The following is a 13553-nucleotide window of genomic DNA, read 5'->3' on the forward strand; positions in this document are numbered from 1 at the left end:
TCGCCCAGCAACTCAACGGCCGACCACGCAAAACGCTCGACTGGAAAACCCCAGCCGAGCGCCTGCGTGATCTACTGACGACCACGTAAGCCATCAGGTGTTGCGAGGACCCCAAGAATCCGCCAAGGGCCGGGGGTCCTTCCGTGTCGCGGCCGGGGGGCTACTCCGGGGAGGCCAGCATCAGCGAGCGCGCGGCCTCGGTGACGCTGCCCGACAGGGAGGGGTAGACCGCGAAGGTGTGCGCGATCTCGTCGACGGTCAGGCGCTGCTGGACGGCGATGGACACGCCCAGGATGAGCTCGCTGGCGCGCGGGCCCACGATGACGCCGCCCAGCACGATGCCCGTGTGCTGGCGGCAGATGAGCTTGACGAAGCCGTCCTTGCTGTTGTTCATCTTCGCCCGCGAGTTGGTGTCGAGCGGCAGGTTGACGACGCGCGCGTCGACCCGGCCGCTGCGCACGTCCTCCTCGCTCACCCCCACCGCCGCCAGCTCCGGGTGGGTGAACACGGTCGAGGCGACGGTGGACAGCTTCAGCGGGGCGACCGCCTCGCCCAGCGCGTGCCACATGGCGATGCGGCCCTGCATGGCGGCGACCGACGCCAGCATGTTCACGCCCGTGCAGTCGCCGGCGGCGTAGACCCCGGGGGCCGAGGTCCGCGATACCCGGTCGACCTGGACGAACCCGCCCGCGTCGAGCCGGATGCCGGCCTCCTCGAAGCCCAGGCCCGCGGTATTGGGGATCATGCCGACGGTCATGAGGCAGTGGGTGCCCGTGACGGTGCGGCCGTCGGAGAGCGTGACCAGCACGCCCTCGTCGGTTCTGACGACCGATTCGGCGCGGGTGTTGCCCAGCACCTGCATGCCCTGGCGGCGGAACACGCCCTCCAGGACCTCCGCGGCGTCGGCGTCCTGGGTCGGCATGACCCGGTCGCGCGAGGAGACGAGGGTGACCTTGGAGCCCAGCCCCTGGTAGGCGTTGGCGAACTCGGCGCCGGTGACACCCGACCCGACCACGATCAGCTCCTCGGGCAGCGACTCCAGGTCGTAGATCTGGCGCCAGGTGAGGATGCGCTCGCCATCGGGCCGCGCGCTGGCCAGCTCGCGCGGGTGGGCGCCGGTGGCGATGAGGACGACGTCGGCCGAGATCCGGCGGTCGCCGACGGCGATGATCCGGGGGTCGACCAGGCGGGCCTCGCCCGGGATGATCTCGACCCCCTCCTTCACCAGGCGGGCGGCGGTGTCCTCGGACTGGGCCACGGCCAGGCGCTTGACCCGCTCGTTGATCTTCTTCATGTCGGCGGCGGTGCTGCACGTGTCGCCCGGCCCGGTGCCGACCCGGATGCCCAGGTTGGGGGCGTCCTTGATGTAGGCGTTGCGGACCGCGGTGGCGATGAGGGTCTTGGAGGGGACGCAGTCGGTGAGCACGGACGCGCCGCCGATGCCGTCGCGGTCCACCACCGTCACGTCGGCTCCCAACTGGGCGGCGACGAGTGCCGCCTCATAGCCCCCGGGACCGCCACCGATGATCACGACCTTCGTCACGACTGCTTCACTCCTTCTGGCGGACCGGCCGCCCGCACCGCGGGCGGCACCGGCCCATGGGCCTCCGCCTGGGTCTTTCACTTGTCTCGCCGTCTCCATTCTCCGCCATACCGAGTCACGGAATACGCAGCGGGGATACCCGCGGCGTCGTACGATGTCCCGCGTGCCTCTGTACGCCGCTTACAGCGCCAACCTGGACCCCCACCGAATGGGGGTGCGGGCGCCCCGATCACCGCTGTGGAGTACCGGCTGGCTGGAGGGCTGGCGGCTGACGTTCGGCGGCGGGCACGCCCGGCCCGGCGGGGCGCTGCCGACGCTGGTGGAGCATCCGGGCTCCAGCGTGTTCGTCGCCGTCTACGACGTCTGCGAATGGGACGAACCCCACGTGGCGGGCGATGACGAGGGCGGTTCGGCCTCCTACGCGCGGATCCGGGTGCGCGTGCGCACCCTGCTCGACGGCGACGCCACCGCGTGGGCCCACGTGCTCGACGACTACGAAGGCGGCCTGCCCACGCCGGAGCGCCTGGGGCGGCTGGCCGACGCCGCCGAGAAGGCCGGCGCGCCCGCCTCCTACATCGCCGACCTGCTGGCGCGCCCCACGGCCTGAGCACGGCGGGTACGGGGACACACCGGCCACGCTACGGAACGAAACGGTCACGAAAAGGTACGCTCCGGAAGTGTGAGCGAATCCACGCAAGCGCATCCGGAAATGCGGACGGCCGATGCGAAGCAACTGGCCGACGCCGCCGCGGACGAGCTGAAACACCGTAGCGGCGCCGACGGCTACGACGCCATGGTCGTTCTCGGATCGGGGTGGTCGGGGGCCGCCGACTCCCTGGGGACGCCGGACATCGAGCTCGACGTCGCCGACCTGCCGGGGTTCACCCCGCCGACGGCCGCCGGGCACTCGACCAAGGTCCGCAGCATGTGGGTGGGCGCCAAGCGCGTCGCCGTCTTCCTGGGCCGCACGCACCTGTACGAGGAGCACGACCCGATGCGGGTGGCGCACGCGGTGCGCACCGGCGTCGCGGCCGGGGCCTCGACCGTCGTGCTCACCGGGACGGCGGGGTCGCTGCGCGCCGACTTCTCGGTGGGCCAGCCCATCGTCATCCGCGACCACATCAACCTGACCTCGATGTCCCCGCTGACCGGCCCGGACTTCGTGGACCTCACCGGGGCCTACAGCGAGCGGCTGCGCGACATCGTGCGCGACGCCGACCCGTCGCTGGCCGAGGGGGTCTACGCGTCGATGCTCGGCCCGCAGTTCCAGACCCAGGCCGAATTGGTGATGCTGCGCAACGCCGGCGCCGACCTGGTGGGGCGGTCGATCGCCCTGGAGACCATCGCGGCGGTGGAGATGGGCGCCGACGTGCTGGGCCTGGCCATGGTCAGCAACGACGCCGTGAACGCGGTCTTCGACCCGTTCGACTCCGAGAAGGCCCTCGACGTCGTCCGCCAGCGGGCACTGCGCCTGGGCGAGCTGCTGAACAAGGTCCTCATGCGGCTCTGAGGGCGGCCGCGCCGGGCACCGGGGCTCCTCCCGCAGGGTGATCGCGCTCCGTCCGCGGCCGGCGTCCGGCGCCTGCGTGGCGAGCAGCATCCCGAGGCCCAGGATGGCGGACGCCGGGGCCGGCCGCGGCGGGCCGGCAGGGCCGCACCCCGCCACTTCGAGGGGTACGGCCGTGCCGGTCGTCGATCGGTCGATCTCGCGCGCCGCCGCGCCGGTTCCCGTTGACGGGTCCCCGCGACCCCCGGGTGCCGGCGGCACGGGTGGCGATCCGTGCCTGCGACGCGCCCGCTATTCAGTTGACCCGCATGCCCGCGGAAGCGGCCGAGCGGGGTTCCGGTGATCCGCGCAGACACCGGAACCCCGCGGCCATTTCCTTAGGCATGCCTTACCTAATCAGCATTGGTCGTCCGGGTCAACCCCGCCGCACGCGAAACGGGGGACGCCCGGCCCCCGGACGTCCCCCGCGGCGCGCAGCGCCCTCGCCGTCAGCCGGCCAGAAGCGCCATGGCCAGCAGGAACAAGGGGACCAGCAGCGCCACTACGGGGTCGGGCGACCACACCGTCGTCGGCTCCGTCACACCGGGGGCACCCGCCGGCTCGGGACCGGACGGCGCCGGCTCCGCCTTGCGGCGCTCGGCCTCGCGGCGCAGCTCCCGGGCCGCGAGGTCCATGGGGCGCAGGTCGCGGGGGTCGGCGTCGTCGTCGAGCGCGACGCCGTCGCCGGCGCGGCGCATGTTCTCGCGGACTTTCGCGCGCTTGGTCTCGCGCAGGGGCCACGATCGGAAGACGCGGTCGCCGGCGTGCACCCGCAGCACATCGGTGACATCGGCCCAGGTGAACGCCGACCACGGCACGAACGTCTCGCGCATCGGGTTGATGATCCGCAGCCCGCGCTGCGTGGGCACCACCCGCGGCCGCAGCCACAGGACGTAGACCGCGCCCACGCTCACCAGCAGCACGGCCCCGGCGACGAGCGAACCGCGCCCCGACCCGTTGAGCGCCAGGTCGCCGAGCAGCACGACCACGACGCCGATCCAGGCCCACGCCAGGATCCGCGACACCGGAGAGGTCAGCGGCTTCATCTCGACGCCCACTTCAGCTGCGCGAACCCCGGCTTGATCCGCCCGTTGATCAGCGCCAGGCGCTCGTCGAACGGCAGGAACGCCGACTTCATGGCGTTGACGGTGAACCATTGGAGGTCGTCCCAGTCGTAGCCGAAGGCCGCGCAGAGCTCGGCGAACTCCGCCGACAGGGTCGTGCCGCTCTGGAGCCGGTTGTCGGTGTTCACCGTCACCCGGAAGTTCAGCCTGCGCAGCAGCCCGATCGGGTGATCGGCGATGGAGGCCGCCGCGCCCGTCTGCACGTTGGAGGTGGGGCACATCTCCAACGGCACGCGCTTGTCGCGGACGTAGCCCGCCAGCCGCCCCAGGCGGGCATCGCCGTCGGCCCCCTGCTCGATGTCGTCGACGATCCGCACCCCGTGCCCGAGCCGGTCGGCCCCGCACCATTGCAGCGCCTCCCAGATCGACGGCAGCCCGAACGCCTCGCCGGCGTGGATGGTGAAGTGCGCGTTCTCCCGGCGCAGGTACTCGAAGGCGTCCAGGTGGCGGGTCGGCGGGTGGCCGGCCTCGGCCCCGGCGATGTCGAACCCGGCCACCCCGGAGTCGCGGTAGCGGACGGCGAGTTCGGCGATCTCCCGGGAGCGCGCGGCGTGCCGCATCGCGGTGAGCAGCGTGCCCACCGTGATGGTGCGCCCCTGCTCGGCCGCCCGCCGCCGGCCCAGCTCGAAGCCCTCCTGCACCGCCTCGATCACCTGGTCCAGGGTGAGCCCCGCCTCCAAGTGCTGTTCGGGGGCGTAGCGGACCTCGGCGTAGACCACGCCGTCGGCCGCGAGGTCCTCGGCGCACTCGGCCGCCACGCGGACCAGGGCGTCGCGGGTCTGCATGACCCCCACGGTGTGCCGGAAGGTCTCCAGGTAGCGTTCCAGCGCACCGGAGTGCGACGCCTCGCGGAACCACGCGCCCAGCTCGGCGGGGTCCTCGGTGGGCAGCTGGGAGTATCCGGCGGCGTCGGCCAGTTCGACGACCGTCGCCGGCCGCAGCCCGCCGTCGAGGTGGTCGTGCAGCAGCACCTTGGGCGCCTGCCGGATACGGTCGAGGGTCAGGTCGTGGCTCATGCGATCAGCATGCCACCAGCGGCCCCCCGCGGTCGCCCGTACCCCAGGTCAGGCCAGCGCGGCGTCCTCCATCTGGTCGCCGGCCGGCCGTGCGCCCTCCCACAGGGAGGTGAGCGCGGCGGCGGCCATGACCTGCACGCCGACGCCGATCGCGCGCTCGTCGATGTCGAAGGTCCCGCGGTGCAGGTCGAGCATGGGCTCGTCGGACGTGGGCGAATGCGTGCCCAGCCGGGCCAGCGCCCCGGGGACGTGCTCCAGGTACCAGGCGAAGTCCTCGCCGCCGAGGCTCTGCGGCGTGGTGGCGATGGCCTCCTGGCCCAGCGTCTGGGCGCAGGCGTCGCGCAGCATCTGCACGCTGCCCGCCTCGTTCACCGTGGGCGGCACCCCGCGCCGGTAGTCCAGCTCGGCGGCCGCGCCGTACGCCGAGGCCACGGAGTCGATGAGCTCCTTGATGATGTCGGGGGCGGCGTGCCAGGCGTCGTCGTCGAGGCAGCGCACCGTGCCCTCGGCCACGCCGTCGTCGGGGATGGCGTTGGGCGCCGACCCGGCGCTGACCCTGCCCCACACGAGGCTGAAGCTCGCCCGGGGGTCGACGCGCCGCGACAGGGCCGCCGGCAGCTCGGTGACGATCTTGCCGAGCGCGTAGACCAGGTCGGTGGTCAGGTGCGGCCGGGCCGTGTGCCCGCCCGCGCCCGACAGCCGCACCAGCAGCTGATCGCAGGCGGCCGTGATGGGGCCGGTGCGCAGCCCCACCTGCCCGCACAGCAGGCGGGGGTCGCAGTGGAGCGCGAAGATCCGGTCGACGCCCTCGATGCCGCCGGCGTCGATCACCTCGCGGGCGCCGCCGGGCAGCTCCTCGGCGGGCTGGAAGATGAGCCGCACCCGCCCGGGCAGCGCGCCGGCGTGCGCCTGCTGGGCCAGGAACAACCCGGTGGCCAGCAGGACCGTGGTGTGCACGTCGTGGCCGCAGGCGTGCGCGGCGCCCGGGACGGTGGAGCGGTAGGGGACGTCCTTTTCGTCGGTGAGCGGAAGCGCGTCGATGTCGCCGCGCAGCGCGACCATGGGGCCGTCGCCCGATCCGATGTCGCAGATCAGGCCGGTGCCCTGCGGGAGGGTCCGCGGCGCGAGGCCGGCGGCGCGCAACCGCTCGGCCAGTCTCTGGGTGGTCCGATGCTCGGCGAACGCCAGCTCGGGGTGCATGTGGAGATCGCGCCGGAATTCGATGAACTCGCGCTCACGGCGAGCCAGAAAAGCGGTCAGCTGCTCTCGCAGGTCACGCCCCTGCATGCGATGGTCCCCTGTTCCTCGGCGGATGGTGCCGGCCGTCGTTGCCGCCGGCGTCGTCGGGTGCTGTGCGCGCCGCGGGGGTCCCCGTGCCCGTGGTCGGGCCGATCCCCCCGGCGCGGAATTCGGCCGCGAGCGCGTCCACGACGTCGTTGAGCGTCCCGCCCTGTTCGATCACGGCCCGCTGGCGCTCGTAGGAGGCCCCCTTGTCGAGGATCTCCGAGGCCACGTCGAGGTCGTCGGCGCAGCCCAGGCGCGCGGCCACGGGTTCGAGTTCGCGGATCAGCTCGAAGAGGTCGTCGCGCAGCGGCACGGTGGTGCCGTGCTCGTCGGTGATGACGCGGGCGTCGAGGCCGTAGCGGGTGGCCCGCCACTTGTTGTCGGCGACCACCCAGGACGGCGGGGCGGGCAGGCCGTAGCCGCGGTCCAGCTGCTGGTCGAACAGGCTCACCAGGGACTGCGAGAGCGCCGCCGCCATCCCGACCTCGCGGAGGGTGGGGATGCCGTCGAACATCCGGATCTCGATGGTCCCGAAGTCGGGGTGCGGCCGGACGTCCCACCACACCTCCTTGATGCTGGAGATGGTGCCGGCGCGCAGCAGGGTCGCCATGTAGTCCTCGAACGCGCCCCAGTGCGGCAGGTGCGGCGGCGGGCCGGCCGTGGGCAGGGCGCCGAACACGATGGATCTGCTCGATGCCAGGCCGGTGTCGTGGCCGCTCCAGAACGGGCTGGACGCCGTCAGCGCGAGGAAGTGCGGGAGGTACTTGGCGAGCGCGTTCAGGATGGGGATCGCCTTCTCCTGCGAGCGCACCCCCACGTGCACGTGGACGCCGAACGTGAGGATGCGCCGCGCCAGCCACTGCATCTGGTCGATGAGCTCGCCGTAGCGCTGCACCGGCGACAGGGTCTGGTCGCGCCAGTCGTCGAGCGGGTGGGTGCCCGCGCACAGCAGAGCGGCGCCGCGCGGTTCGAGGACCTCGTCGAGCCGGCCGATGGTGCGCGCGAGGTCGGACTTCGCCTCGTCGACGGTCTCGCAGATGCCCGTGACCACCTCGACCGTGCACTGCATGAGCTCGTGGCGCAGCGGCGGGTGGGCGGGGGTCTCGCTGAGGTCGGGCAGCTCGCCCAGGACCTGCTGCGCCTCTTGGCGCAGGTGGCGGGTGTGCAGGTCGACGAGCTGGAGTTCCCACTCCACTCCGAGGGTGGCGCGTTCGGATGCGTTGAATTGGATGGCCACGATCAACCTCCGCACAGTCGTCGGACCGGTTCGCCCACCGGCACATGACGCACGATAGGCGAGGCGCTGCCCCGCGTGTCCGTGTGCGCCATGGCCGATTCCACTCCCCGGTGTGATCGATCGCGGATGTCCGTCGGGCTCCCGGCCGGCGTCGCCGATGCGGCCCCTTGGGAAACGCGCGGCGGCCTATCGCCGGCTGAGGATGTCAGACGCGCTATGAGCCCCGTTGGAAGGCGGTCGCCGGGCCGCCCCCGGCCCCTGACCCGCGCAGGTCGGTGCGGCCGCGCGGGCACCGGCACGCGTCGGCGGGCGGTCGGCCCGTCCGGATGCCGGGTACACGCCACCCCCCGTGATCACGTATCACGGTACACAACATCCGAGTGGCTTACCGGGAAGTGACGAATACGTGATGTTTGGCGGTGCGTGCGTCCGGTATCGGACACCATATCGGCTCGCGACCGGACGCACTCACCGCGCGGAGCGGCCGTGCCGGACCGAACGGCGGCGCGCCCACACCGCGAATCCGACCACTCCGGCGACGACCGAGGGCAGCGCGGCCCGCCGGGCCGCCGACCGGATGCGCCGCAGCGCCGCGCCGGCCCCCTCGGGCTCCCGCGGCACGGCGGCGGACCGGGCCACCGGGTGGACCGCTTCGGCGGAGCGGCGCGCCACGGTCATCGGGACCGGCACCGGCCCCTGGTAGGGCGGCGGCACGGCCAGCCAGGTCGCCGTCCAGGCGGCGCAGAGCAGCACCACCCGCATGACGATGTTGATCCAGAAGAGCAGCCCCACCAGGACCGCGAACGACGCGTACACGGGGTCGTCGAGGATGCCGCTGATGAGCAGCGCACCGGCCGCCTTGAGGACCTCGAAGCAGACCGCGGCCAGCAGCGCTCCGCGCCACAGCAGCCGCCAGGGCCGGCGGGTGCCCGACAACCGCCCGAACAGCAGCAGGAAGACGAGCAGGCTCACCCCGATCGCGATCACCAGGCCGAGCAGGCGGGTGGCGGCGACCGCCGCGAGAGAGCCCTCCAGGTGGATCCACGACAGCGACCAGCGGGTCGCCGCCTGCGCCACTCCGGTGAGCGCGACCGAGGTCAGCATCGCGAAGCCCAGGACCAGCATGAACACGATGTCCTGCGCCTTGGCCAGGACGGGGTTGGGCCCGTCGGAGGAGTGCTTCAGCCAGATCTGGTGCAGCGCCTCGCGCACGGCGGCGATCGCGGACAGGCCCGTGTAGGCCAGGCCGACGACGCCGACGATCCCGGCTCCGGCGCGCGCGCGGGCGATCTGGTCCACCCGCAGCTCGGCGGCGATCCCCGGGAGCAGGTCGGTGAGGGCCTGTTGCAGGTAGGCGCGCGCGGGTTCCTCGAACGCCGCGAGGTAGCCCACGGCAGCGAAGGCCAGGACGACGAGCGGGAAGAAGGAGAGGAAGGCGTAGTAGGTGACGGCCGCGGCGAGCTGGGTGCCGCGCTGGTCGGCGTAGCGCTCGTAGGCGCGCACGAGGTGGTCGAACCCGGGCCGGCGGCGCCGCGCCGCCCAGTAGCGCTCCATCGCCATGCGGCCGTAGTGGCGCGCGCGGTCCTTGGCGCCGCCGAATGAGGCCATCGGCACCGCGGCCCCCTTCCTGCGTCGTCGCGTCTGCGCGTCCCGGCGGTCCCGTCGCGCACCGGAGCGCTTTCGGCCGCAGCGGACCTGCCCGGTGTGGACCGACCGTAATCCCCACCCCGCGATCACAGAAGGGGACGCGCCCGGGACCGCCGCCTTTGTGCCGTCCCGACCCCGATGCACCCCGCCGGCCGGAAGGTCCGGGCGCCCGGGCGGCGGGTTCCGGAAGGAACGATGTCCCTGCGGACAGGACCGGACCGCTGTGGGTGCGCTACGCGGAACACGGCCCGCGGCGGGTCCGCGGCCACCGCTTCGGCAGACGCGCTCCCGCCCCCGCGGCGGCCCGCCGCGCACCCCCTGTACCCCCGGAGGACGGTCCACCGCAAAGCTTCGAAGCAGCATTCACCGGCACCGCCCGGATGCCCTCCGCACGGCCCGGGCGCCGGAACCGCCACCCCGCCCCGAGCCCGCACGGCGGCCGGGAGGGCCCCGGTGCGCGAGGGATGCGGGGGACCCGGCCGGCCGCCCCCGGGCGTGCACGTGCGCCCGAGCCGCCCCGGCCGCTGACCGATGGCCTCCGACGCGATCCAACCCGGCAGAGCGATCAATTCCGATCAACTTCGACCGTCTTCACCCGGGAATCACGGTGCTCTAGACTGAATTTGTGCGAAGTCGACAGATATGGCGATCGACCGGCCGGCTGGCCGACGGTCGGGAGATCATCTACTACGACGAATCCCCCGGCACCGACAGGGCCGATACCCCCGATCGCCGCCCACTCGCCCCCTTCTCCCCCACCGCGGAACTGCGCCACGACCCGCTCCTCGACGAGTGGGTGGCCCTGGCGGCACACCGGCAGAACCGCACCCACCTGCCGCCCACCGACCAGTGCCCGCTCGATCCCAGCACCGGCGAGCGCCACACCGAGATCCCGGCCGCCGACTACGACGTCGTGGTCTTCGAGAACCGGTTCCCCTCCCTCGCCCCCGGGGAACCGCCCGCCGGGCCCGCCGACCCCGCGCTCACCCGACGCCCCGGCGCCGGGCGGTGCGACGTCGTCTGCTTCACCGCCGACCACGGCGCGTCCTTCGCCGGCCTCACCCCCCGCCGGGCCCGCACCGTGATCGAGGCGCTCGCCGACCGCACCGCCGCGCTCGCCGCCCTGCCCGGCGTCGCCCACGTCTACCCCTTCGAGAACCGCGGCGAGGAGATCGGCGTCACCCTGCACCACCCCCACGGCCAGATCTACGGCTACCCGTTCGTGCCCCCGCGCATCGCGCGCATGCTCGGCTCCGCCCGCGCCCACCGCGCCCGCACCGGGACCGACCTCTTCGACGACGTCGTCGCCGCCGAGCGCGCCGCCAGGGTGCGCGTCGTGGCCGAGTCCGACCACTGGATCGCCTACGTGCCCGCCGCCGCGCGCTGGCCCTACGGGGTGCGGCTGTTCCCCCTGCGCCGCGTGCCCTGGCTGCCCGGCCTCGACGACGACCAGCGCGCCGACCTCGCCGGCGTCCTCCTCGGGCTCCTGCGCGCCTTCGACGCCCTGTTCGACACCCCCGCGCCCTACATCGCCGCCTGGCACCAGGCGCCGGTCGACACCGCGGGCGCGCCCGACCCCGCCTTCGCCGCGCACCTGGAGCTGTTCACACTCAGGCGCGCCCCCGGCAAGCTGAAGTACCTGGCCGGCTCGGAGTCCGGGATGGCCGCGTGGATCAACGACATCGCGCCCGAGGACGCCGCCCGCCGGCTGCGCGCGGCCTACCGGCCCGCCACCGCGGGCGCCCCGGGGGCCGACGGAAGGGACGGAGCATGAGGATCCTGGTCACCGGCGGCGCCGGCTACATCGGCTCGGTCGTGGCGGCCCGGCTGGTCGAGGCCGGGCACGACGTCGTCGTGCTCGACGACCTGTCCACCGGGCACCGCACCGCGGTCCCCGGCGGCTGTGCGTTCGTCGAGGGCGGCGTCCGCGAGCACGCCGCCGCCGTGCTGGCCGGCGGCATCGACGCCGTCCTGCACTTCGCCGCGAAGTCCCTCGTCGCCGAATCCGTCGCCCGCCCCGAGCTGTACTGGTCCGGCAACACCGGGGCCTCCCTCGCCCTCCTCGAAGCGATGCGCGCCGCCGGGGTGGGCCGCATCGTGTTCTCCTCGACCGCGGCCGTCTACGGCGAACCCGACTCCGCGCCCATCCGCGAGGACGCCCCCGTCCGCCCCGCCACCCCCTACGGCGCCTCCAAGGCCGCGATCGACACCGCGCTGGCCGAGCACGCGCGCATGCACGGCCTGGGCGCCGTGAGCCTGCGCTACTTCAACGTCGCCGGGGCCTACGCGGGACGCGGCGAACGCCACACCACCGAGACCCACCTGATCCCCATCGTCCTCCAGGTGGCATCGGGCGAGCGCGGCCACGTCGCCGTCAACGGCACCGACTACCCCACCGCCGACGGCACCTGCGTGCGCGACTACATCCACGTCGCCGACCTCGCCGACGCCCACCTGCTCGCCCTGGAGCACTGCACGCCCGGCGAGCACCAGGTGTTCAACCTGGGCAACGGCGCCGGGTTCTCGGTGCGCGAGGTCATCGACACCTGCCGCGAGGTCACCGGGCACCCCATCCCCCAGGTCGACGGCGCCCGCCGCCCCGGCGACCCCGCCGTCCTCGTGGCTGCGAGCGACCTCGCCCGGTCCCGGCTCGGCTGGATCCCGCGCCGCCCCGGCCTGCACGGCATCATCGCCGACGCGTGGGCGTTCCACACCGCCTCCGCCGCCGTCGGCGGGCCGGCCGCCTGACCCCCGTCCCGTTTCCGGCACGCGGCGCCGGCAGGCCACCATGGCCACGGACGCGCTTTCCTCCCCGGCCGGGCCGGGGCACCCCACCAAGGAGTCATCAGATGAGCCGGATCCGCCGCCTGCTCGCGCCGTTCCGGCGCCCCTCCGGCCCCCCGGCGCCGAAGGCCGCCGCCCCCGAGGAGTGGCCGGTGAAGGACACCGTCGACCCGGGGGAGCTCGCCGCGGCGTTCGCCGACGCCTACGGCGCGGCCCCCCTCGGCGTGTGGCGGGCGCCGGGGCGCGTCAACCTCATCGGCGAGCACACCGACTACAACGACGGCCTGGTGCTTCCCATGGCGCTGCCCTGGGGGGTGTCGCTGGCGCTGTCCCCCGCTGACGACGCCACCGTCGAGGTCCGCAGCGCACAGCGCCCCGGCGCGCCCGTCGTCTTCCGCACCGCCGACCTCGACCCCGCGCGCCCCGCCGTCACCGGCTGGGCGGGCTACGTCGCGGGCGTGTTCTGGGCCGCGCGCGACGCCGGCCACCTCCCCGCCGGCACCGGCGCGCGCATCCTGCTCGACTCCGACCTGCCGGTGGGGGCGGCCCTGTCGTCGTCGGCCGCCCTGGAATCCGCCACCCTGGTGGCACTGGTCGACGCGTTCGGCCTGACCGGGCTGGCCGGCGACCTCCCGGCCATGGTCCGCGTCGCCCACCGCGCCGAGAACGCCTTCGTCGGCGCGCCCACCGGCATCCTCGACCAGAGCGCGTCGCTGCGCTGCAAAGAGGACCACGCGCTGTTCCTCGACTGCCGCACCGAGGGCGCCCGCAACGTCCCCTTGCCGCTGGCGGAGGCCGGCCTGCGCCTGCTGGTCATCGACACCCGCGTGCAGCACCGGCTGGCCGACCCCGAGAGCGGCTACGCGGCCCGCCGCGCCGACTGCGAGCGCGCCGCCGAACGGCTGGGCGTCGCGGCCCTGCGCGACGTCGACGACCTCGCCGCCGCGCTGCGCGAACTGCGCGACCCCGTGCTGGTCAAGCGCGTCCAGCACGTGGTCACCGAGATCCACCGGGTCAACGCCGCCGTCGGCCTGCTGCGCGCGGGCGCGACCGCGCAACTGGGGCCGGTGTTCACCGCCTCTCACCTGTCGCTGCGCGACCAGTTCGAGGTCTCCTGCCCCGAACTCGACACCGCGGTGGAGGCCGCGGTGCGCGCGGGCGCGCGCGGCGCGCGCATGACCGGCGGCGGCTTCGGCGGCAGCGCCATCGCCCTGGTCCCCGAGGAACGCGTCGACCGGGTCCGCGCCACCGTCACCGAGGCGTTCGCCGCCCGCGGCTGGCGGGCCCCCCACATCCGCGCGGCCACCGCCGCCCCCGGGGCCCGCCGCATCCGGTGACCCCCGCATCCTGTGACCGCCCGCCGAGAAAGCCG

At 74.0% G+C, this 13553-nt stretch carries 11 protein-coding genes; 5 read left to right on the forward strand and 6 right to left on the reverse strand.

The window, feature by feature from the left end; genetic code table 11:
* Positions 1-160 precede the first annotated feature (160 nt).
* A complete protein-coding gene (locus tag ACFO4E_RS28500; RefSeq protein WP_378580144.1) occupies positions 161-1543 on the reverse strand; it encodes an NAD(P)H-quinone dehydrogenase in 1383 nt (460 codons plus the stop codon).
* 154 nt (positions 1544-1697) lie between these two features.
* Here ACFO4E_RS28500 and ACFO4E_RS28505 point away from each other — a divergent pair, with 154 nt between their 5' ends.
* Both ACFO4E_RS28505 and ACFO4E_RS28510 read left to right on the forward strand, forming a co-directional pair.
* Positions 1698-2150: a gamma-glutamylcyclotransferase family protein gene (locus ACFO4E_RS28505; RefSeq protein ID WP_378580146.1), complete on the forward strand. Its 453-nt coding sequence runs from the start codon at positions 1698-1700 to the stop codon at positions 2148-2150.
* Positions 2151-2252: 102 nt separating this feature from the next.
* On the forward strand, positions 2253-3053 hold the full coding sequence (locus tag ACFO4E_RS28510) for a purine-nucleoside phosphorylase (protein ID WP_378580184.1): 801 nt from the start codon (positions 2253-2255) through the stop codon (positions 3051-3053).
* A gap of 485 nt (positions 3054-3538) precedes the next feature.
* Here ACFO4E_RS28510 and ACFO4E_RS28515 read toward each other — a convergent pair whose 3' ends face one another.
* The 5 genes from ACFO4E_RS28515 to ACFO4E_RS28535 form a co-directional block, all read right to left on the reverse strand.
* Positions 3539-4135: a PH domain-containing protein gene (locus ACFO4E_RS28515; RefSeq protein WP_378580148.1), complete on the reverse strand. Its 597-nt coding sequence runs from the start codon at positions 4133-4135 to the stop codon at positions 3539-3541.
* On the reverse strand, positions 4132-5229 hold the full coding sequence (locus tag ACFO4E_RS28520; RefSeq protein ID WP_378580150.1) for an adenosine deaminase: 1098 nt from the start codon (positions 5227-5229) through the stop codon (positions 4132-4134). The genes ACFO4E_RS28515 and ACFO4E_RS28520 overlap by 4 nt, the downstream gene beginning before the upstream one ends.
* A gap of 48 nt (positions 5230-5277) precedes the next feature.
* A complete protein-coding gene (locus ACFO4E_RS28525) occupies positions 5278-6516 on the reverse strand; it encodes a M20 family metallopeptidase (RefSeq protein WP_378580152.1) in 1239 nt (412 codons plus the stop codon).
* Positions 6503-7750 carry a glutamate--cysteine ligase gene (locus ACFO4E_RS28530; protein WP_378580154.1) on the reverse strand — a complete coding sequence of 416 codons (1248 nt, stop codon included), beginning with the start codon at positions 7748-7750 and terminating at the stop codon, positions 6503-6505. Before ACFO4E_RS28530 ends, ACFO4E_RS28525 begins: the two co-directional genes overlap by 14 nt.
* 468 nt (positions 7751-8218) lie before the next feature.
* Positions 8219-9358 carry a YihY/virulence factor BrkB family protein gene (locus ACFO4E_RS28535; RefSeq protein ID WP_378580186.1) on the reverse strand — a complete coding sequence of 380 codons (1140 nt, stop codon included), beginning with the start codon at positions 9356-9358 and terminating at the stop codon, positions 8219-8221.
* Positions 9359-10037: 679 nt separating this feature from the next.
* Between ACFO4E_RS28535 and galT the strand changes: the two genes are divergently transcribed.
* The 3 genes from galT to galK all read left to right on the forward strand — a co-directional run bounded on the left by galT (position 10038) and on the right by galK (position 13518).
* Positions 10038-11171 (forward strand): galactose-1-phosphate uridylyltransferase, encoded by a 1134-nt coding sequence (gene galT / locus ACFO4E_RS28540; RefSeq protein ID WP_378580188.1) that lies wholly within the window; start codon positions 10038-10040, stop codon positions 11169-11171.
* Positions 11168-12145 (forward strand): UDP-glucose 4-epimerase GalE, encoded by a 978-nt coding sequence (gene galE / locus ACFO4E_RS28545; protein WP_378580156.1) that lies wholly within the window; start codon positions 11168-11170, stop codon positions 12143-12145. Before galT ends, galE begins: the two co-directional genes overlap by 4 nt.
* 101 nt (positions 12146-12246) lie before the next feature.
* Positions 12247-13518, forward strand: a complete 1272-nt coding sequence (galK, locus tag ACFO4E_RS28550) for a galactokinase (protein ID WP_378580158.1) — start codon at positions 12247-12249, stop codon at positions 13516-13518.
* The last annotated feature ends 35 nt before the right edge of the window (positions 13519-13553 follow it).

Source organism: Nocardiopsis mangrovi (assembly GCF_042653925.1).
Taxonomy (GTDB): domain Bacteria; phylum Actinomycetota; class Actinomycetes; order Streptosporangiales; family Streptosporangiaceae; genus Nocardiopsis_B; species Nocardiopsis_B mangrovi.

Excerpts from the sequence above, each read along its gene's own strand:
- ACFO4E_RS28505 (WP_378580146.1), top strand. The coding sequence starts at position 1,698 with ATGTCCCGCGTGCCTCTGTACGCCGCTTACAGCGCCAACCTGGACCCC.
- ACFO4E_RS28510 (WP_378580184.1), top strand. The coding sequence starts at position 2,253 with ATGCGGACGGCCGATGCGAAGCAACTGGCCGACGCCGCCGCGGACGAG.
- ACFO4E_RS28515 (WP_378580148.1), bottom strand. The coding sequence starts at position 4,135 with ATGAAGCCGCTGACCTCTCCGGTGTCGCGGATCCTGGCGTGGGCCTGG.
- ACFO4E_RS28520 (WP_378580150.1), bottom strand. The coding sequence starts at position 5,229 with ATGAGCCACGACCTGACCCTCGACCGTATCCGGCAGGCGCCCAAGGTG.
- ACFO4E_RS28525 (WP_378580152.1), bottom strand. The coding sequence starts at position 6,516 with ATGCAGGGGCGTGACCTGCGAGAGCAGCTGACCGCTTTTCTGGCTCGC.
- ACFO4E_RS28535 (WP_378580186.1), bottom strand. The coding sequence starts at position 9,358 with ATGGCCTCATTCGGCGGCGCCAAGGACCGCGCGCGCCACTACGGCCGC.
- galE (WP_378580156.1), top strand. The coding sequence starts at position 11,168 with ATGAGGATCCTGGTCACCGGCGGCGCCGGCTACATCGGCTCGGTCGTG.
- galK (WP_378580158.1), top strand. The coding sequence starts at position 12,247 with ATGAGCCGGATCCGCCGCCTGCTCGCGCCGTTCCGGCGCCCCTCCGGC.